The 19,219-nt window shown below is 45.5% G+C and carries 17 protein-coding genes; 10 read left to right on the top strand and 7 right to left on the bottom strand.

What is annotated here, in order from left to right:
* Position 1: 1 nt before the first annotated feature.
* The 7 genes from ACX9NY_RS29135 (at position 2) to rarD (ending at position 9,021) form a co-directional block, all read left to right on the top strand.
* Positions 2-3,901, top strand: a complete 3,900-nt coding sequence (locus ACX9NY_RS29135) for a carbohydrate binding domain-containing protein (protein ID WP_472476467.1) — start codon at positions 2-4, stop codon at positions 3,899-3,901.
* A 310-nt stretch (positions 3,902-4,211) separates the two neighbouring features.
* The gene (locus ACX9NY_RS29140; protein WP_472476469.1) at positions 4,212-4,853 is read left to right on the top strand and encodes an NAD(P)-dependent oxidoreductase; all 642 of its coding nucleotides are present in this window, start codon (positions 4,212-4,214) and stop codon (positions 4,851-4,853) included.
* A 259-nt stretch (positions 4,854-5,112) separates the two neighbouring features.
* Positions 5,113-5,508, top strand: coding sequence for a peptidase M56 BlaR1 (locus ACX9NY_RS29145; RefSeq protein ID WP_472476471.1), 396 nt, complete (start codon positions 5,113-5,115; stop codon positions 5,506-5,508).
* A 137-nt stretch (positions 5,509-5,645) separates the two neighbouring features.
* Positions 5,646-6,158, top strand: a complete 513-nt coding sequence (locus ACX9NY_RS29150) for a 2'-5' RNA ligase family protein (RefSeq protein WP_472476473.1) — start codon at positions 5,646-5,648, stop codon at positions 6,156-6,158.
* A 199-nt stretch (positions 6,159-6,357) separates the two neighbouring features.
* Positions 6,358-7,242, top strand: a complete 885-nt coding sequence (locus ACX9NY_RS29155) for an AraC family transcriptional regulator (protein WP_472476475.1) — start codon at positions 6,358-6,360, stop codon at positions 7,240-7,242.
* A 343-nt stretch (positions 7,243-7,585) separates the two neighbouring features.
* Complete coding sequence (locus ACX9NY_RS29160) at positions 7,586-7,993, top strand: hypothetical protein (protein ID WP_472476477.1); 408 nt, start codon at positions 7,586-7,588, stop codon at positions 7,991-7,993.
* 149 nt (positions 7,994-8,142) lie between these two features.
* Positions 8,143-9,021: an EamA family transporter RarD gene (rarD, locus tag ACX9NY_RS29165; protein ID WP_472476479.1), complete on the top strand. Its 879-nt coding sequence runs from the start codon at positions 8,143-8,145 to the stop codon at positions 9,019-9,021.
* Between the two features lie 534 nt (positions 9,022-9,555).
* Here the strand turns inward: rarD and ACX9NY_RS29170 are convergent.
* The 3 genes from ACX9NY_RS29170 to ACX9NY_RS29180 all read right to left on the bottom strand — a co-directional run bounded on the left by ACX9NY_RS29170 (position 9,556) and on the right by ACX9NY_RS29180 (position 12,381).
* Positions 9,556-10,011, bottom strand: a complete 456-nt coding sequence (locus ACX9NY_RS29170) for a hypothetical protein (RefSeq protein WP_472476481.1) — start codon at positions 10,009-10,011, stop codon at positions 9,556-9,558.
* Positions 10,012-10,756: 745 nt separating this feature from the next.
* Complete coding sequence (locus ACX9NY_RS29175) at positions 10,757-11,806, bottom strand: glycoside hydrolase family 53 protein (RefSeq protein WP_445252919.1); 1,050 nt, start codon at positions 11,804-11,806, stop codon at positions 10,757-10,759.
* A 347-nt stretch (positions 11,807-12,153) separates the two neighbouring features.
* Positions 12,154-12,381: a hypothetical protein gene (locus tag ACX9NY_RS29180; RefSeq protein WP_017692425.1), complete on the bottom strand. Its 228-nt coding sequence runs from the start codon at positions 12,379-12,381 to the stop codon at positions 12,154-12,156.
* Between the two features lie 248 nt (positions 12,382-12,629).
* Between ACX9NY_RS29180 and ppk1 the strand changes: the two genes are divergently transcribed.
* On the top strand, positions 12,630-14,711 hold the full coding sequence (ppk1, locus tag ACX9NY_RS29185) for a polyphosphate kinase 1 (RefSeq protein WP_339237486.1): 2,082 nt from the start codon (positions 12,630-12,632) through the stop codon (positions 14,709-14,711).
* On the opposite strand, the gene ACX9NY_RS29190 is transcribed toward ppk1, so the two are convergent.
* Positions 14,671-16,200, bottom strand: coding sequence for a Ppx/GppA phosphatase family protein (locus ACX9NY_RS29190; RefSeq protein ID WP_472476484.1), 1,530 nt, complete (start codon positions 16,198-16,200; stop codon positions 14,671-14,673). The genes ppk1 and ACX9NY_RS29190 overlap by 41 nt on opposite strands.
* A gap of 26 nt (positions 16,201-16,226) precedes the next feature.
* Positions 16,227-16,481 carry a hypothetical protein gene (locus ACX9NY_RS29195; protein ID WP_062837940.1) on the bottom strand — a complete coding sequence of 85 codons (255 nt, stop codon included), beginning with the start codon at positions 16,479-16,481 and terminating at the stop codon, positions 16,227-16,229.
* Positions 16,482-16,718: 237 nt separating this feature from the next.
* Here ACX9NY_RS29195 and ACX9NY_RS29200 point away from each other — a divergent pair, with 237 nt between their 5' ends.
* Positions 16,719-17,378: a YheC/YheD family protein gene (locus tag ACX9NY_RS29200; protein ID WP_339237480.1), complete on the top strand. Its 660-nt coding sequence runs from the start codon at positions 16,719-16,721 to the stop codon at positions 17,376-17,378.
* A 355-nt stretch (positions 17,379-17,733) separates the two neighbouring features.
* The gene (gene sda / locus ACX9NY_RS29205; RefSeq protein WP_017692430.1) at positions 17,734-17,877 is read left to right on the top strand and encodes a sporulation histidine kinase inhibitor Sda; all 144 of its coding nucleotides are present in this window, start codon (positions 17,734-17,736) and stop codon (positions 17,875-17,877) included.
* A 21-nt stretch (positions 17,878-17,898) separates the two neighbouring features.
* On the opposite strand, the gene ACX9NY_RS29210 is transcribed toward sda, so the two are convergent.
* Together ACX9NY_RS29210 and ACX9NY_RS29215 are read right to left on the bottom strand one after the other, a co-directional pair.
* Positions 17,899-18,150: a hypothetical protein gene (locus tag ACX9NY_RS29210; protein WP_339237478.1), complete on the bottom strand. Its 252-nt coding sequence runs from the start codon at positions 18,148-18,150 to the stop codon at positions 17,899-17,901.
* Between the two features lie 76 nt (positions 18,151-18,226).
* Positions 18,227-19,201 carry an NAD(P)/FAD-dependent oxidoreductase gene (locus tag ACX9NY_RS29215; protein ID WP_472479439.1) on the bottom strand — a complete coding sequence of 325 codons (975 nt, stop codon included), beginning with the start codon at positions 19,199-19,201 and terminating at the stop codon, positions 18,227-18,229.
* Between the last annotated feature and the right edge of the window lie 18 nt (positions 19,202-19,219).

A 19,219-nucleotide genomic window follows, 5' to 3' on the forward strand; every position in this document is an offset into this window, starting at 1 on the left:
CATGGATCTTAAGCGCAAGCTCGGCGCATTCCTGTTGGTATTATCGATGATTATTTCTACCCAAAATACAGCAGCTTATGCCGAAATTTCGGCTTCTCATGTGTATCATAACCATATGCCCAATTTCTGGGCCTACTACGACACATCCAAGTATGCTTCTGCACCTGTGGGGTCCCCAATCCGCTACACATATGATGGGCAAGTCATCGATCTGAAAAATAACCCACCGGCAGGATACCCATACTTTTTACCCGGGGGAGCGCCTATGCCACATGATGATCTCGTGGCGTATTATAGTCACCATGCAAAGACAGGTGCTTATCTGAACTGGCCGTGGCAAGTTGCTGGTGACCTGAGGAACAATCACCCTGCTGCAGGGATGCAGGTAACCATGTCAGGGTCGGTATTGAACAATGTGAACAGTTTTATGTATACCAATAATGTAAACGGTTACAACAATAAAGATTGGGGTGCGCCATGGAAGAATGCTTACAATAACCTCAAAACAACGAATGGAGAACGGACGATGGATCTCATTCACTTCTCCGGACACCATTCCATGGGGCCATTGGCTGGCAACGAATATCTGCTAAAGGATTTGATCTACCAGAATGCTGTGCTGGCACAACCTTTTTTTCTGGGAGACAGCTTTAAATCGTCCAAAGGTTTTTTCCCCACCGAGCTGGGTTTCTCGGAACGGATTATCCCGGTCTTGGATCAACTCGGCATTGAGTGGTCCGTAATTGGAAATAATCATTTTTCGCGAACTCTCCAGGACTATCCGCTACTGAACGATCCGGGCAAAGATACTATGGTGTCACCGCCAAACCGAGCGGATTTGCAGAATACGAGCAATGTGGGTTCGTGGGTATCTTCTCCCATGTTCAATGAGAAACAGGTGGTTCATAACAAATATCCATTTGCTTCTACGCCTCATTGGGTGCGTCATGTGAATCCTGAAACTGGTGCTGAGAAAAAGATTGTTGGTATCCCTGTGGCCCAGGCAGAGTCGTGGGAAGAAGGGTATCAGGGTTCAGTCAAGGCAGATGCGCTGAAGCCTTTTGAAGGAATGGTTGATCAGAAGCAGTTCTTCGTGATTGCTCATGATGGGGATAATTCTTCAGGACGTGCAGGATCAGAGGATACTTGGCGCAATGCGGGAAATGTGACTTATGCTCAGCCGGGTGTGAAGGGAGAGAGTATCAATGAATACTTGCGGACTAACACACCAAAAGCCGACGATGTAGTGCATGTTCAAGACGGTTCGTGGATCGATACGCGGGACTCCTCATCAGATCCGACATGGTATCATTGGCGTCTTCCATTTGGAATCTGGAAAGGGCAGTTTGAAGCGTTCAACAAGGCTACAGGCCTTAATCTGGAGCCGAAGAAAAATTTGGATGGTGTACAGGAAGGGATGACCGTATCGTTTGAATATGGATACCATTATCTGGAGCGTAATTTTGCGCTTGAGCAAGCTGCACTGAATTATGCCAAGACAGCTGAACAGATTTGGCTGGACAGCAATCCGAACCATTGGAAGCCAACGACGGCACTAGACCGTGAGATCACTTATGAGGGCAATCAGCTTAATCCTTGGATGATGGCTTACCCGGTAAAAGGAGATCCTGCTAATAATTATAAGGGAGGTGCGAACCCGGCAGAGTTAAGCTGGTATTTCCTCCTGCCTGCACTGGATTCCGGGTTTGGTTATTATGATGAAAATGTGGATGATGGGGTAAAGCCGACGTTATCTTTCAATCAGTCGCTCTTCTTTTCCAAGCCTTATGTAAGTAGTCAACTCGCGAAGGACCGTACTGGACCATCGATATGGTGGCCGCAGCGTTATCCATATAATCCTGGAAGCGCCAATGTCAGCAAGGCAGAAGGGTGGACACTTCATTATTTTGACAATACGTTCGGCATTTATACCTATGCTTATGATGTTAACGGTGTGAATGATATTAAGGTGAAGGTACGGACACATCGGGATAAGCTGGCAGATGCCAAGGACAACACCTTCCGTGTGTACGATCCTGCTGGGCTCAAGGCCAAAGGGGTATCCAACATCGATCCGACGAAAGTGAGTAGCTGGCAAGAATATCCGATGACGAAACGTGATCTTAAATCGGATATGAACGGTGTGGCCTGGCAGCCAAGCAGCACAGATATGTTTAAGCGTGTACCTGCTCAGGAGATCGGGGATATGTATTACACGTATTTCAACGATTTCCAGGATCAACTGGTCGATTATTATATTGAAGCTGTCGATGCGAAAGGCAATGTTACGCGCAGTGAGATACAGACGGTATATGTGGGTATGGGGAAATATAAAAAAGACACATCGGGCAAAATTGTGGAAGATGCGAATGGAACAATCCAGGGCACACATCCGTTCCTGGTGGTCGATCGGACACCGCCTTCAGTGCCAACAGAAGTCAATGCAAAACGTGTGACAGATCGCAGCATTACACTGCAATGGGAAGCATCCACTGATAATGTGGGTGTTGAGGGCTATGATATTTATCGGGATGGGGTCAAAGTTGGAAGTTCGCTGACAACGGAATATACGGATATCGGTCTTGAGCCTAAGAAATCATATGCATACAGTATAAAGGCGAGAGACAAGGCGAATAATGTCTCTTCCGCCAGTTCAACTGTACAGATCCAAACGTTGGCAGCAGATACAGAGCCGCCAACAGCGCCTGCAAATGTAGCTGTACAGAATGCTACCTCATCCGCTGTGACAATTGACTGGTCAGCCAGCGAGGATAATTACGGAGTAGCAAAATATGAAATCTATCGAGACGGTTCAAAGGTAGGGGAATCAACCAAACTAAACTATACGGATGAGTCCCTTGCACCGGCAACAGAATACGTATATACGGTTAAAGCGATAGATGCAGCAGGCAACGTTTCACCTGCTAGTGTGGCTCTTTCGGTACGTACCAAAGAAGGTAATGCGGTAACCATATATTATAAACTGGGCTATCCAAACCCGTATATTCACTATCGTCCAACAGGGGGGACATGGACGACTGCTCCGGGTGTGAAAATGATGGCAGCCGAGATGCCCGGATACACCAAGATGACAGTCAATGTGGGTACAGCGACGGGGCTGGAGGCTGTGTTTAACAATGGTAGTGGCACATGGGATAATAATGGAGGAAAAAATTATCAGTTTCCATTAGGGGTTAGCACCTATAATTCCGGAGTCATTACACAAGGAGCGCCTCAAGTGGATATAACACCTCCAAGCGTACCAACCGGTCTGACCGTGACTGCAAAAGCGGCTGATCGTGTAACATTGGCTTGGAATCCGTCAACCGATCATGTAGGCGTAACCGGGTATGAAGTGTTGCGTGATGGTGTCAAAATCGGCACGAGTACGACAACTGCATATACGGATAATAGCCTGAAGGCATCAACGAGTTACGTTTATACAGTCAGGGCCTTTGATGCAGCACAGAACAAATCGGATGCAAGTGCTGAGCTAAGCGTAACGACCGATGATGCTCCGAAAAGTAACAGTGTAACCATCTACTACAAGCAGGGGTTTGCCCAGCCCAATATTCATTACCGCCCTGCAGGAGGGAATTGGACGACACCGCCAGGCGTTGCCATTCCGGCATCCGAGCTCACCGGATATAACAAAATTACCATTGATGTAGGGACTGCTACGGGACTGGAAGCGGTATTTAACAACGGTAGCGGTACATGGGATAACAATGCGGGAAGGAACTATCTCTTTCCTCTCGGGGTAAGCACATACAATGCAGGTGTTATAACTCCAGGAATACCTGGAAATGTAACGAGTACGAATCTTATTGAGAACCCATCAGCTTTCCTATCTGTTGGAGCGAATGGACTGTCTTTAAAAAGGGAACAACTAATCGCATGACGTAAAAATATTCATGGATGCATAAAATCTAAGCAATATGATGTGTAACGACCACCTATTCATGCTACATCGATAGCTCATTGCTGATACATTTTATAGTTAGGAGGCCTTGTACATCTATGGATGGACAGGGCCTTTCTAATTCGGATTGAAGGACGATAAAAGATAGAAATCCAACTACAAATCTTTTCATTTTACGAGGTTTAAAAGAGAGAAAAGAATACGGGTTGACAAGTTTAGTTGTAACAACTATAGTTACAATATGAAGTTCAAACATAAACAATATTGATAATTTAAAGGAGAGATTACGATGAACATTGCAATCATTGGTGCAACAGGCAAAGCAGGAAGTGTGATTTTGAAAGAAGCAGCAGACAGAGGGCATAAAGTGACGGCAATCGTTCGTAATGCATCCAAACTGGAAGATAAAAGCCTGAATACGCTGGAGAAAGATGTATTCGATCTTACAGCTGAAGATCTTAAAGCGTTTGATGTGGTTGTAAATGCATTTGGTGCTCCAGCGGGGAAAGAGAACCTGCATGTGGAAGTAGGACAAGCGTTGATCAACATCCTGAAGGATGCCCCAAACACTCGTTTGATCGTCGTGGGTGGAGCAGGAAGCCTGTTCACAGACGAGTCCAAAACATTGCGTGTTTTTGAATCCCCTGGATTCCCTGATGCTTACAAAGCAACTGCAACGAACCAAGGCCAAAACTTGCTGGATCTGCAAGCATCCTCAGGTATCCAATGGACATTCCTGAGCCCGGCTGGATTCTTTAATCCAGAAGGTGTACGCACAGGCAAATATCAAGCGGGTAACGACGTTATTCTCGTGAACAGCGAAGGAAACAGCTACATCAGCTATGCAGACTATGCAATTGCTTTGGTGGATGAGATCGAGAATCCACAACACAAAAACGAGCGCTTTACCGTTGTTGGCGAAGTGAAATAACAGGTTTAATTGATAATATGGAACATATAAACGGACGCTGATCTTCACAGATCGGTGTCCGTTTTTTAGGTTATCGAAGAGGGATGTTCTGATAAAGTTAGACAGGTTAGAGGATTATCGTTCAACTTCCGACTATTCCTTTGAATCTGTGTTATATTATTCTAAATATGGTATTTGAATTCGATTATATGGAGGACTACTTTTTCTTAATCAGAATTTCTGCGAGCCTAAAAGTATAAGGGAGTGAACAGTTGTGAAGATGTATTCTAAAGGAATTATACTATTGATGATTGCGGTTTTTATGATGAGTGTATCAAGTGGTTCAGGGTTAGGGTTACCCCAGTATGCAAATGTTAAAAATACGTTGAATCAAATGCACATCACTTCTTTTTATCCAAAAAATCAGAACGGACAGACATATGGTTCTGCCGTATATGCGACATCTCCTGAAACTGAACCTGATTTGATCTTGGCTTTTGGTGTGGATGGTACAGAAGGATACCTGCTGAAAAAAGACATGGAAGGCGAGCTACCTAATACACCTGAAGAAGCTATCGAAATGCAAAACAACAGATCACCAGATGGTTATGATATCCCACTGTATGACAAGGATGGTGAAACCGTCATTGGTGTGTTTCATGTTGGAGGAGAGTGAACGTAACCAAAATAGGATCAAATGTAGCTTTATCCTGAAACGTTAATGAAATGAACACCATTCGGCAGTTGATCAAAAGGGTCGACTGCTTTTTGATTTTAAGATTTATCTAGTTACCTAAAGGATGTGACGGTAATATGAAATACTTCATTGGAATTACCCCTCCAGATGATTATAAAGAAAAGATTGTGGCATTTCGTAATCGTTGGTCAAGTAATCGTCTTAATGATGTAGTCGAGCCTCATATCACTGTAAAAGCGCAGGGGGGTCTTACCGTTGATCTTCATTGGTTAGAAAGCGTGAGACAGACATGCTCTTTAATGCCAAGTTTTCAATTATCCTTATCAGAACCAGGATCATTCGGAAATGCTGTCACATTTCTTAGTGTTGAAACGAGCAAGGTCATTGAGTTACATCGAAAGTTGGTAAAAGTGATTTCTCCATCACAAGAACTTATAGACCGTTACTTTGAAATGGATAAATATCATCCTCATTTAACCTTGGGGCAAATCTATTGGGGGTTGAGCGAGACGCAGATTGAAGAAATGAAGCTCCTAACAATTAAAGAATTGGCTCCTTTTCCAACCTTTGATGTCAAATATGTACGCGTATATAAAGAAGTTGATCCAAATAAATACGTACCATTTTGAAGACATCCAATTGGGAACTGAAAAGTAAAGTGATTCAATTAACAGGAACATTAGCCGCATGGTACCTAAAAGTCCAAGCTAACGGACGAAAGAATATTTACAACATATATCCTTCGACGGATAGGAAACTTAATTGCGCACAAATAGTTGCGATACGAAAACCCGAGGAAACTATACTTTTATTGAGAGGAGGGATGACATGGATTGGCTTATGAGGATGAATCGGGCATTGGATTATATTGAAATGAACTTAGTTGGTGAGATCGAATTGAAGGAAATTGCTCAGTGTGCGTATTGTTCTTCACATCAGTTTCAGAGAATGTTCTCGTTCATTACCAATGTCTCACTTGCGGAATATATACGAAGAAGACGGCTGACTCTGGCTGCAATTGAATTGCAGAATAGTGACAGGAGAGTTGTCGACATTGCCTTGAAGTATGGGTATGAATCACCGGTATCATTCGCAAGAGCTTTTCAATCGTTGCATGGAGTTAATCCAGCGATGGCTCGTGAAGAAGGCATTGCCCTCAAAGCCTATCCTCGGCTTTCCTTCCTTATTTCAATTAAAGGGGAAGAGCCGATGAACTATCGTATCGAAACAAAAGAATCTTTCGAAATATTTGGAATCGAGAAAGTGTTTGAATTAAACGGTGCAGAAACACCGGCAGAACTATGGAAACAAAGCCACGAAAACGGTGAGGTTGAAAGACTTGCTGCAACTGCCGGTAATCTACCGAACTCTTTGAATTCGAATTATCATAAAGTGCATGCTGTATGTAGCTACAAAAAAACTGGGGAGAATACTTTCCCATACATGTTGTGTGCATTTAAAGGTGAGACAAGTAAAGCCGATGGTTACACAAGTATAACAATACCAGCACATACGTGGGCGATCTTTTCGTCTGATCCCTTTCCATGGGATAAATTCGATGAAACCATTGAAGCTTTATATCGAAGATTCTTTTCTGAATGGCTTCCTACGACAGGATATGAACAGGTCGACGGAATGGAATTTGAAATTACTGGTGGTAAGGATGGACTGAATTTTGTTGAGTTATGGTTTGCTGTAAGAAAAATATCCTAGTTTCATTTCTTTTAGATTATTCTTGAATGGTAACTTAATAAAGAAAAGTGGAGCGACCAACTCTGTCCGATTGGTTGCTTCTTTGTTGATCCACCTAACGGCAAAAGAAGATGCAACATTTCTCCTGTTAAACAGGTCAATAAAGATGCACAAAAAACGTCTTGAGAAGAAGGTGGAAAAACTGAAGCTACGTATAATCACGTTGATGTTTTTAATCTCTACCGTGTTTTTTGGTTCTAATGTACAAGATGTTAACGCTTTGTCATGTGCCGAATCGGGAAGTCCCCAAGAAGAGTTAGAAAGAAATACAGGTGCTGTTTAGGGAGAAGTAAAGCAAATAAAGGTGGACTTAAAGCAAAAGGGGGTTACGGGCACAAAAGAGAAAATTAGATATATTTTAGTGGAAGCTGAGAGGAGTTGGAATACTGAAGTTAGCTCTCAACTAATTATCGGAACGAACTATACTTGGGGGTTTGATTTCAAGGAAGGCAACAAATACTTAATCTACTTTAGTGAGGCGAATGGCGAGTTAAGCAGTAGTCCGTGCAGTTCGACCATCGAAATGAACAATATTAATCAAGCAACTGAACTATTCGGGGAAGGATATTCACCCAAACAACAAGTAAACTTAGAACACAAAATGTGGTTTATGTTTGAGCGAGATATGGATATGTATATCGTAGGTATAGTCGTATTAGTGGCGATTTTTATTCTCTTTATAATTGTAAGAAAGAAAAAGGGCAAAGTATAATCTCGCTGTATTAAAGTAAAAATTTTGCTCATAGAAAAGTCAGTTGAACGAGAGCGTGTCTTCCAGCAGGACCTATTACCCCTTTACTAAAACGAGGATGGAGGCGTATAATCCGTTGAGACATTAGAGCAATAAGAGGGGATATCGTTATGAATAATGGATTAATCAACGCAATCATTGCGTATATCATGTGGGGGGTTCTCCCGCTGTATTGGAAGTTGTTTGAGAATGTGCCGGCAGGCGAGATTTTATCGCACCGGGTAGTCTGGTCATTTGTCTTTATGGGGATTTTCGTTGCCGTCCAACGTCGTTGGGGTGACATGAAGCGCATCTTGACCAGTCGTTCGACCCTGCTGTCCCTTACCGCGAGTGGGCTGCTAATTGCTATTAACTGGCTGATCTTCATCTGGGCAGTTAACAACGGTCATGTTGTTGAGACAAGTCTGGGCTATTATTTGAACCCGTTACTGAATGTGCTGCTGGCGGTTGTCTTTCTTCATGAAAAGCCAAACCGTGGGCAATGGCTCGCGATTGCCATCGCTGCTGTCGCGGTGCTTATCATTGCCATCGACTACGGGCGTTTCCCATGGGTTGCGATCTCGTTGGCTGCGTCATTTGGCTTGTACGGTCTGGCGAAGAAAAAAATCAAGCAAGATCCTTCTGTAGGCTTATTTTCGGAGACCGCTGTAGTTCTGCCTATTGCACTCGGCTACTGGATCTACTTGGCCATAGTGGGAAAAGCAACGGCATGGACGCTGCCTGCACCTATGTTCATCGAATTACTTCTAGCCGGCGTGGTGACGGCGCTGCCGCTGTTGTTCTTTGCACGGGCGGCAGCTCGGATGTCGTTGTCCACACTCGGATTTGTGCAGTATATTGGGCCGACAATCATGCTGATCCTAAGCGTGTTTGTGTTCAAGGAAACGGTCTCGCCAGTTCTGCTCGTTGGTTTCGCGCTGATCTGGATTGCGCTTATCGTATATGCAACCGCATCGATGCGTGCCACGCGACTTGCTAAGGTAAGCTGAAGATAGAGGTATTCTGGTATATTCATAGATGGCCCTGTCCGCCGCTCAGGTGGACAGGGCCATTTTTTGTTTGAGCGTGAACGTTAGCTCAACAAAAACTAAAAAGTAGCTGGATTAATGTTGTGGTAAAATAAGGGGTGTTACCTAAAAAGAGTAATCGAAAAACGAGGAGGCAACAGATATATTATGGTCAATGACCTGTGCCGTAAACGTGTTCTGTTCTATACAAAGAATGATGTAGTTCGGACATTATTTCAGTTTTCTATTTCAGCGATCATTGGTGTGATATATGGAGTTATGCTTATCAATGAAATAGTAGGTGGATATATAAATAAATTGCTCCCGAGTACGGATGGTCCTGATGTTCATTTATATTTGCCCGTTGTGGTGACAGTGTTTGTCTACTCGTGCTTTATTCAGAAGAAACAGCGAATTATTCTTGAAAAAATCTCATTTAGTTGTCTACATATTTTTGTTGCCCTGCTAAGTTGTGTTTCTGCAGTTGTCGTGTTATTGGTGATCTAATCCGGATTCCTACGTATCTATACCTTCAGGCCCATCAACTGCATCAATGACACCGACAGCAAGTGTTGTTACCGCAGCAGCAGCTAAAAGATTCTTGGCACCAAGCTTGACTCTGTCCTTATCTTCCTCTTTCAAGCCTACAACAACATCTTTACCGCTGTTATATACATACTTGGCTGATATGGCTACACCTTTTGCAGTATTGGTTACGGCACCTCCAATATCGGCAAGCCCTGCATCTATGGCGGTATCGTCTTTTCGAATGGCACCACTGGCCAGATCATATGTCCCGCTAGCCAGTTGCCCAACGGTTTTTCCTGTATTGATCGTAGCTTTCTCTACGCCGTTCCCAATTTCTTTGATAAAAGGACTGCTTGCAAGTTCACCCACAACCCGCACACTGCCGCCCAATACTTTCCCGGTAACTTCCCCAGCCAATTGACCTATTCCTTTTAAAAAACTCATCCATCTTCCCCCGCTCCAATAAGAAGTTGATCCTATGTGTTATCTCAATAAACTTATTATATTCATATGTAGGCCAAAAGAACATCAGTCTCCAGCCTGAGTGTGCACCCCTCGATTGACCGCAACATGCTTGAGAAGTGCCCGATCCGCCCCCGGAACGCCACACGCTGCCCCCTTAACGCAATTCATCACAAAAAGGCGCCACTCCCACCGGGAATAGCGCCTTCAGCCCTTGTTTTACCTTACTACCTAATCCATTTGACTACACACGGTTTTAGAAGTTTCTCAAGGAGCAGCGACGTAGTGGAGGGGGAGGAATCGATTCTGAAGAAGCGGAGCGTTCTTCAGATCCCCGGATTTTCCCCTAATAAGGGAATTCATTAAAATCTGGGGATAACAGCGATCATAAGAACGATCCGACCCCGGAACGCCACCACGCTGCCCCCTTAACGCACTTCATCACAAAAAGGCGCCACTCCCACAGGAATAGCGCCTTCAGCCCTTGTTTCACCGTACTACTTACTTAATCCATTTGACTACACACGGTTTTAGAAGTTTCTCAAGGAGCAGCAACGTAGTGGAGGGGGAGGAATCGATTCTGAAGAAGCGAAGCGTTCGCCTTTGTATCCTAATTTCAACTTATAAAGAGTTGTTTAAGAAATTAGGATACAACAGCGATCATAAGAACGATCCTCCACCGGAACGCCTACCACGCTGCCCACCAAAACATTTCTACCCACCGTACCTAGTCAATAAATCCTTCCATGACCGCCGTTGGCATCATGTTGGATTGCCATGCGCCTTTGCCATAGCCGCCGTTGTATCCTGGTGTAGCCTGAGGCTCCCAGTAGAAGACACCTTTACCTTTGCCGTTTGGCAAATTGCGGATTTGGTTTTTCATCGCGGCAACAAAACTTTTACCAGCCGCAGCCTGGTTATTGTCCATGCCAATTTCAGAGATGATGATCTCTTTGCCATAACGGTTGATCAGATCTTTGGCATTGTTTACCGTATTGGTCACAGCGGTGTTCCAGCCGGAAGCGGAAGGATAGAGGGACATGGCGATCATGTCAAAGTTGGCTCCGTTATTAATCAGACCACCAATATTCCATACATAGAGGGCGTTATCATCTCCACCTGCCAGATGCACAATGGTTTTGGTGCCACTGCTCAGGGATTTCACTGCGTTATGGCCTGTGTTTACCAGCCACGCATAGTTTTTCATGTTGGTGGATGCTTTGCCATCTTCCCATAACATGCCGTTGCTTGTTTCATTCCCGATCTGTACCCAGTCCGGGGTAACGCCTTTGCTTTGCATCGCCGTCATGACATCACGAGTGTGGTTCCATACCGCATCCATGAGCTGTTGGAATGTGTAATTTTTCCATGCGGCAGGTTTGGTTTGTTGACCAGGGTCTGCCCAAGAGTCACTGTAGTGCAGAGTGAGCATTACGCTCATGCCAGCATTCTTGGCACGTTGTGCGAGTGCAGCTGCACGATCCTTATTCATGTAACCGTTCCCATAATCATTCGACGGATTAACGAATACTCGAATGCGAACGGAGTTGATTTGATAGTCGTTTTTCAAAATATCAATGATGTCGCGCTGTACCCCGTTTTTATCTTTCCATTTGTAGCCTTGGGCTTCCATGCCGGGAACCCAACTGATGTCTGCTCCTTTGGCGAAACTTGGTGCTGCGCTGGCATGCTGACCTGCGGGTAACAGGATGGAGGTAAATAACAAAACAAAAGCCAACATGATGGATGTCTTGAAACCCCTTACATTTTTGAACATTACAAGATGCCTCCTCGGATTTGGGTTGAGTTGCATCTTCATTATAGCCATCCTGGTTTACGCTACTAAAGGGTCTATTTCCAATATTTTGGGTGTTTTCTCAACCTCTCTACAGAAAAAGACAAAACAAAAAGCCGTCCGAAGACGGCTTTTCTACCCGTGGCGCTTTTTGAAACATTGATCCGTATCCCGCGCCTCCACCAGACTCATTTAATTTGAGCTAGTGGATCGGGTAAGGGACACGTTCAACATGTGATTAGAAATGTTGACGCACCTCCTTTCCTTGTGGCAAGAGTATACAACACCTTGTTTCGGAAAGCTAGTCTTTTTTACGTATTTATGCAAAATTATTTTTCAGTCTGGAACATCGTGATATCTCGTGCATAATGACTCTTCGTTCCGTCATTGTTTCGGATGCGTACACTGTCTTCACTGATCCGCTCTACAATGCCACAACCGACCTCACAATAGACGCCAGCCGGGTCTTCCTGCCATGCGCTTACCATACATTGCGATAGTGCCGCCGTGAAAAACTCTATATTTTTTTGTAACGTTCTAGGTTTGTTGGATTTCATTATATACTCCTTTAATCAGATATATTTGGAATGAGAACTAGCAACCGGACCAAATCACACTGTACTTCACTTTACTCTGTCTATTGACCTTTGTAAAGGGATGGAAAAAGTTGCGGCCATGAGGTATCATTTACATAAATTTTACGTAGCGTTTACACTGCGCTGACGCTTGATGTTGATTACGAATAGTACAATTATAGGAGAACTTCTAACGAAGAATAGATATGCAACACATTCGGAGGCCATACATGCATAGAGACGTCAAAACAGGTAACTACGTTAATCGTGATTTGAGTTGGGTTGAATTTAATCGGCGCGTACTTCAGGAGGCCCAGGATCCAACAACGCCTCTCCTGGAACGCATGAGATTTCTCGGTATTGTCGCTAGTAATCTGGACGAGTTCGTCAGTGTAAGGGTGGCAGAGACGAAAGAGAAGATCAAGGCCGGATTCACGCAAAAGGATTTTACAGGATACACGCCTTCGGGATTGTACCGCAGATTGATCAAACGAACCGGGGGCATGGTCGCCGAACAATATAAAACGTATCGTGAACTCATTCGTCTACTCGCCAAGAAAGGCGTAAACATTCAGGAATATACAGATCTTAATGTGACACAACAGCGCGCAATGGACCAGTACTTTCATGATATTATTTTCCCGGTACTCACACCGATGGCGATTGACCAGAGTCGTCCGTTCCCATTGGTGCACAACAAGTCGGTCTATCTGTCCGTAATGCTGCAGAAGGAAGGGGAGCAAGAGGGCGAGCCGTTTATGGCCATTGTCCAGGTACCTTCCAATCTTCCGCGGGTAGTTCAGGCTCCCATTCGGGCGAATAGCAAAAAGAAAACGTTCATCCTGATTGAAGACCTCATCAAACATCATATTCATACACTCTTCAGCGGTTATATCTCGCTTGCTGCACAGGAATTCCGGGTGACCCGCAATGCGGATCTGTTCATTAATGAAGAGGAAGCGGAAGATCTGCTTGAAGCGATTGAAAAAGAATTACGGCGCAGACGCAGAGGTGCTCCTGTTCGACTGGAGGTCTGCAAAGATTTTCGTCCGGATGCCTTATTGGAATTGCAGGAGGAATTCGAAATCCAGGACCCGGTGTACGAGATTGATGGACCACTCGATCTGAGTTTTCTGGCTGGATTCGTGGACAGTCTGGAAAGTTTCTCACATCTGAAATACAGTCCGGTAAAGCCAGTCTATCCACCGGAGTTTCTGCCAAGAGAAAGTCATTTTGAGCTGCTGCGCAAACGCGATGTACTGGTGCATCATCCGTATGAATCGTTTGAACCGGTCACTGATTTTATATTGGAGGCTTCGGAAGATCCAAGAGTGCTGGCCATCAAGATGACATTATATCGGGTCAATGGCGATTCACGCCTTATTCCGGCACTTGCACTTGCGGCTGAGAGTGGTAAGCAGGTTACGGTGGTAGTGGAACTGAAAGCCCGGTTTGATGAAGAGCGTAACATTGCTTGGGCGCGTAAGCTGGAGAAAGCCGGTTGTCACGTGGTTTATGGGCTGGTTGGACTCAAGACACATGCCAAAATCATTCTTGTCGTACGCCGGGAACAGCAGGGGTTGAGACGATATGTTCATGTAGGAACCGGTAACTACAATGAGAGTACAGCCAAAGTGTATACGGACGTAGGCCTGTTCACCTCCAATCCGATTATTGGGGAAGATGCCTCCGAGTTGTTCAATGAGATTACCGGATATTCCGGTCCGAAGGCATTGCAAGCGTTCCGTGTAGCTCCAGATGGTATGAAGGATGAGCTGTTCTCACTGATTCGTCGAGAAACGGAACACGCGCTGAAAGGCAAACCTTCCAGAATCATAGCCAAGATCAATTCCTTATCCCATCAGGATATGATTGATGAGTTGTACGAGGCTTCTCAGGCCGGTGTGCAGATTGATCTGATCGTGCGTGGCGTATGTTGTCTGCGTCCGGGCGTCGAGGGGCTCAGTGAGAATATTCGGGTCATTAGCATTGTGGATCGTTTTCTGGAGCATTCACGGTTGTTTTATTTTGAAAATAGCGGCAACCCGGATGTATTCATCTCCAGTGCAGACTGGATGACACGTAACCTCAATCGAAGAATTGAACTGATGTGTCCCGTTTTCGATCCAGAGCTGAAGAAGATGCTGGTCGATATTCTTAATCTGTCCCTTAATGATAATGTCAAAGCCAGAGAGCTTATGCCTGGTGGCAATTATGTATTTGTAAAAAATGAAAAGCCCCCGCTGAGAAGTCAGACGGAGGCTATGGGAATTATCCCTTGGAAACCTGCTGAATGGAGTACGATAACGTAATTCCCCAGGCTTCCTTCAGATCCTTGACGGCCTCTTCCAGGCCATCAAGTTCCAGTAACGGCTCTGCTGTACAGGTGAACTGCACCTGCAGCGAGTCGTTTTCTTTGGTTGCTTGAATCGCAGCGATGCTCTCGGATCGATTAATCGCTTCGGCTACACGCAGCAAAGAGCCTATACGATGAGCATGTCGCTCATCCGAGTTTTTCAGAATGTCCCGATGCTTATTCAGCAGCTGGGGCGTTCTTTTTTTGGGATGATAATCGGCCGCACTGGCACTAAGGATCGTCTCTCGGTGGGAAAGTCCATAGATGCTTGCATTCATAATCCAATAGGCCGAGTGCTGCGCATAACGGAAATAGTTAATCTGCTTGCCTGCCATGTGCAGCATGGAGGACGCATACAGGATTCGGGCATCTGCCTCATCAGGAGCAGTACCTTCTAGTGCAGTATACAGGGTAACCGCATCCTGATGAATCCGTTGCAGACGTTTCTCTGGAATAGGCGGACCAAAATGGATAAAATTACGGATGCTGTCCTTCAGCGCGTCCGGAACGACCGGCTGACCTCCAGCCAAGTAATCACGCAGCAACCCGTCTCGCAGACCTGCACCACTAACCACATAACGATCTCCCTGTATTAACTGGAAGACGGTTCGCAGGATCAATACGCCGGGCACGATGATGTCTGCGCGATCTTTAGCGAGCCCTGGCACCTTTTTGCGCTGTGCCGAAGTGAGATGTGGCAGGGAGCGAGCAATGTTCTCCATTGCTTGCTCGCTGATCTCATAATGATGGGTGACAGGCAGCGAGTACTGGGTACGCTTCTGCTCCACTTTGGCGAGTGTACGCATCGTGCCGCCAAGTCCGATGAGTGGCAGACCAGGATGCTCATGAATCCAATCCTGTCCACGGAGAGCTTGAATGACTTCATTGCACAGCGCATTCACATTCTCCTCGGTCCACTGATCTTCCCCCCCATAACGGGCATGTGAATTCACTGCACCAATGGGGAGGGAAATGCTATTTAACCTCTTCCGATCCCGAAAGACTGTGATCTCCGTACTGCCGCCTCCAATATCTACGACGAACCCGTCTGTCAGATCAATGGACTGAGTAACACCAAGGAAACCGTAATAGGCCTCCCGATCTCCTGATACACATTCGATGGTAAGCCCCGTCTCTGTCTCCAGCCATTCGATAATCTGCAGGACATTGCTTGCATTACGAATGGCTGCCGTAGCTGCTGCACGGATTAGTTTGGTCTGATACGCTTCACAGGTCGCTTTGAATTGACGCAAGATGGTGATGGCTTTATCCAGAGAATGGCGAAGGATGGTGCCATCCGACTCAACAACGCTGCTCAGACGAGCAGCGTATTTGTCTTCATGAATGATGCGATAGGCTGCATCCTGATCCAGTTCATAGATAACCAGACGAATGGAGTTCGAGCCGATATCAATAATTCCTATGGTTTCATTAGTACGTGTCATAAGCATCTCCTTCTACAGAGGTTCAACTACCCGAAGTGAAGAAGGGCAGCCATGGCTTCCGGTGAACCCGGCGGTGTGGCAGAGAAGGGCGTGGTTAACATAACAACAATGATAAAGACGATGAAACAGGCAAATATAAGACAACTCACGGCAAAGCCGCGATTGCGCTTTTGAATAAACAGTCGAATACCTGTGACAAAGAGAAGTACCGTAACGGCTACCAGAACGATCGACATTGCAAAATAGGCTACGCCATAAAGTGATTTGAAAAATGCTTCCATTTGTTCTAAACGCTCCTTAGATCCTCGTATTTAAGCCCTTCCAAGCCGTTCCTTAGTAGCATACGACAGATTGACTTGTTTGAAAAGCAAACCGGGCGCTTGTTCCCGTTTCCGCCATCACCCTGGGACAAGTTTCATGGAAAAGGGGCCCCTGCCGTGGACAGACATCCAAGAAAGCAAGGCTACTGTTGAGTATGTATAAGGAAGGACTATTGTTCTAGGGAAGGAGATCAACCCATGTCGAGACAGCTTGCAAGCAAGTGGCGGAAGACAGCGGCACTGATGAAATACCCGGTAGCTGCTGTCCATATTCCACAGACCAAGGCGTTCAACTCAGGGAATCTGCTGCACATGCTCAGTCGTTATGGAATGGTGTACGTCAAACCGATTGTAGGTGGCGGAGGTTATGGTGTTATTCGGGTATCGGCGAGCGGTGGGGCTTATCGATACACCCATATGAAAACGACACGTTCTTTCGCCAGTTTCAGCCAGATGTATCGCTCTCTGGTGCGTGTAAAGGCTAGACGCAGGTACTTGATCCAGCAAGGCATTCATCTGGCAACGATTCAAGGGAGACCTGTTGATTACAGAGTCAAAGTTGTCAAAACAGACCGAGGCTGGGTATTCCGTTCCTTGGTTGGACGACTCGCTCGTCCCGGACTTTGTGTAACGAATCTGAGCAAGGGTGGCACCATGTTATCAGGAAGGCAAGCTCTCGGTTTATCCCTGCCCCACATATCTGGCCGACACAAACGCAGGGAGATGCGTTCACTTACACTGACATGCACATACATTATGGAACGTCAGTTCCCTGGTGTTGGTCAGCTTGGATTCGATTATGGACTGGATTATTCAGGCAAGATCTGGATTCTGGAAGTGAATACCAGACCCCAATAGAAAATGAATGGGAAAGCTCAAGAAAATCCAAGAAAAACCGATAATATATAGAAGAAAACAGTATGAAAAAGGTTTGAAATTTTACATTACCGGGTAATTTACTCGCAACAAGTCTTGAAACTATGAATTTATTCCAAAAAAAATACGCAGATAAACGTTCTGACCGTAGTACAACAGGCCTGTGCATAAATATTGTCCACACTATACACGTTGATTACTCTACATTTTTTCCATTTATCAACAAACTATGCACAGGATTTCCACATAACGTTGTGGATAACAAGAACGCTTGTTCTCTATATGAAACTCTGATATGATAGTTTTGAGGAAAAAAAAGGAAAGGTTGTGGCGGGAAATGGCTATGTTATCCGATGAGATGTTGTTGGATTCCTACCATAAAGCGATTGAGTTGAATCTCGAACGAGATTTCATCGCACTGCTGTTGGCAGAAATCCATAAGCGCAAACTGGGTACCGACGTATCTGCCATTCTTCACTAGAGATCCTCATTGCAGGCAATGTTACAGGTTTCCGGACAAGTCCCATAGTGAGACAGGCCATGGCGTGCTCGTCTGACAATGTGGACAGTACAACACATGATTGCAAACGTTTTCGACTTCGTCTGCCGTGTCAGAGGAAGATTGGAATACGTAGGGGCTGTATGGTCCGGTGTAGTCGTCCAATTTGCCGCATTCTAACAGTCCCTGAAGGCAGTGGGGGCAAGCCTGCTCCGGTACAACCAGACCGTTACACAGCGGGCATATATAAGACAAGGGTATCCCTCCTGATCTGGATTCATTCAGGAGTAAGATACCCTTTTTTGTATCAATATATGTTCATTCAGCGAAACTAGCGTTTCATGTTACTGCTGTGTCCTGGGGACAACTTGGCGTCTGGATCGAAGTATACTTTCGCATTGTTGACGGCTGTTGGAGCTTCGCCAAATCCGACAGCGATCAGCTTCAATTTACCCGGGTATGTGGTGATATCCCCGGCAGCGAAGATCCCTGGAATGGATGTTTCCATGCGGGAATCCACAACGATGGAGTTGCTGTCAATTTCGATGCCCCACTCGGCAATGGGTCCGAGAGAAGAGACAAATCCGAAGTTAACAATCACTTCATCCACTTCGATTTCCTGAGTTTCTTTGGTTTTTACATGGGCAAGGGTTACCTTGGTAATGGTGTCATCCCCATGAAGTTCCGTGATTTCGGTCGGTGTAACGACATTCACCTTGGAATTCATCAGATTTTCGACACTGTGCTCATGCGCACGGAACTTGTCCCGGCGGTGGATCAGCGTCACTTGCTCAGCGATGGGTTCGAGCATGAGTGCCCAGTCTACCGCGGAGTCACCGCCGCCACTGATCAGTACTTTTTTGCCCGCGAAGGCATTCAGATCACTGATAAAGTAGTGCAGGTTGCTCTTCTCGAACTTGGCAGCACCTTCAAGCTCCAGGCGACGTGGTTCGAATGCACCTACACCAGCTGTAATAATGACAGCTTTGGCATGATATTCATTCTCATCCGTCTTCACGATGAAATGTTGCTCATCCTTTTTCTCCACTGATACAACCTTTTCTTCAAGGCGGATGTTCGGGTTAAAATGACTCATTTGCTCAACCAGGTTATTCACCAGTTCCTGAGCTGTAACTTTCGGGAATCCGGCCACATCATAGATGTATTTCTCCGGGTAAAGAGCGGCAAGTTGTCCGCCAAGCTGTGGCATGCTTTCAACCAGTGTAACGGATGCCTGACGCATCCCACCGTAAAATGCGGCGAACAGACCCGCAGGGCCTCCACCGATAATAAGTAAATCAGTCATATCATGACTGGAATTCTG

Source organism: Paenibacillus sp. CB74, from assembly GCF_055687625.1.

Bases quoted from the DNA above. Each gene is read 5' to 3' on its own strand.
- ACX9NY_RS29170 (WP_472476481.1), bottom strand. From the start codon at position 10,011: ATGAGTTTTTTAAAAGGAATAGGTCAATTGGCTGGGGAAGTTACCGGG.
- ACX9NY_RS29175 (WP_445252919.1), bottom strand. From the start codon at position 11,806: ATGTTCAAAAATGTAAGGGGTTTCAAGACATCCATCATGTTGGCTTTT.
- ACX9NY_RS29190 (WP_472476484.1), bottom strand. From the start codon at position 16,200: ATGACACGTACTAATGAAACCATAGGAATTATTGATATCGGCTCGAAC.
- ACX9NY_RS29200 (WP_339237480.1), top strand. From the start codon at position 16,719: ATGTCGAGACAGCTTGCAAGCAAGTGGCGGAAGACAGCGGCACTGATG.
- ACX9NY_RS29155 (WP_472476475.1), top strand. From the start codon at position 6,358: ATGGATTGGCTTATGAGGATGAATCGGGCATTGGATTATATTGAAATG.
- ACX9NY_RS29215 (WP_472479439.1), bottom strand. From the start codon at position 19,201: ATGACTGATTTACTTATTATCGGTGGAGGCCCTGCGGGTCTGTTCGCC.
- ACX9NY_RS29195 (WP_062837940.1), bottom strand. From the start codon at position 16,481: ATGGAAGCATTTTTCAAATCACTTTATGGCGTAGCCTATTTTGCAATG.
- sda (WP_017692430.1), top strand. From the start codon at position 17,734: ATGGCTATGTTATCCGATGAGATGTTGTTGGATTCCTACCATAAAGCG.
- ppk1 (WP_339237486.1), top strand. From the start codon at position 12,630: ATGCATAGAGACGTCAAAACAGGTAACTACGTTAATCGTGATTTGAGT.
- ACX9NY_RS29140 (WP_472476469.1), top strand. From the start codon at position 4,212: ATGAACATTGCAATCATTGGTGCAACAGGCAAAGCAGGAAGTGTGATT.
- ACX9NY_RS29150 (WP_472476473.1), top strand. From the start codon at position 5,646: ATGAAATACTTCATTGGAATTACCCCTCCAGATGATTATAAAGAAAAG.
- ACX9NY_RS29180 (WP_017692425.1), bottom strand. From the start codon at position 12,381: ATGAAATCCAACAAACCTAGAACGTTACAAAAAAATATAGAGTTTTTC.
- rarD (WP_472476479.1), top strand. From the start codon at position 8,143: ATGAATAATGGATTAATCAACGCAATCATTGCGTATATCATGTGGGGG.
- ACX9NY_RS29145 (WP_472476471.1), top strand. From the start codon at position 5,113: ATGTATTCTAAAGGAATTATACTATTGATGATTGCGGTTTTTATGATG.
- ACX9NY_RS29135 (WP_472476467.1), top strand. From the start codon at position 2: ATGGATCTTAAGCGCAAGCTCGGCGCATTCCTGTTGGTATTATCGATG.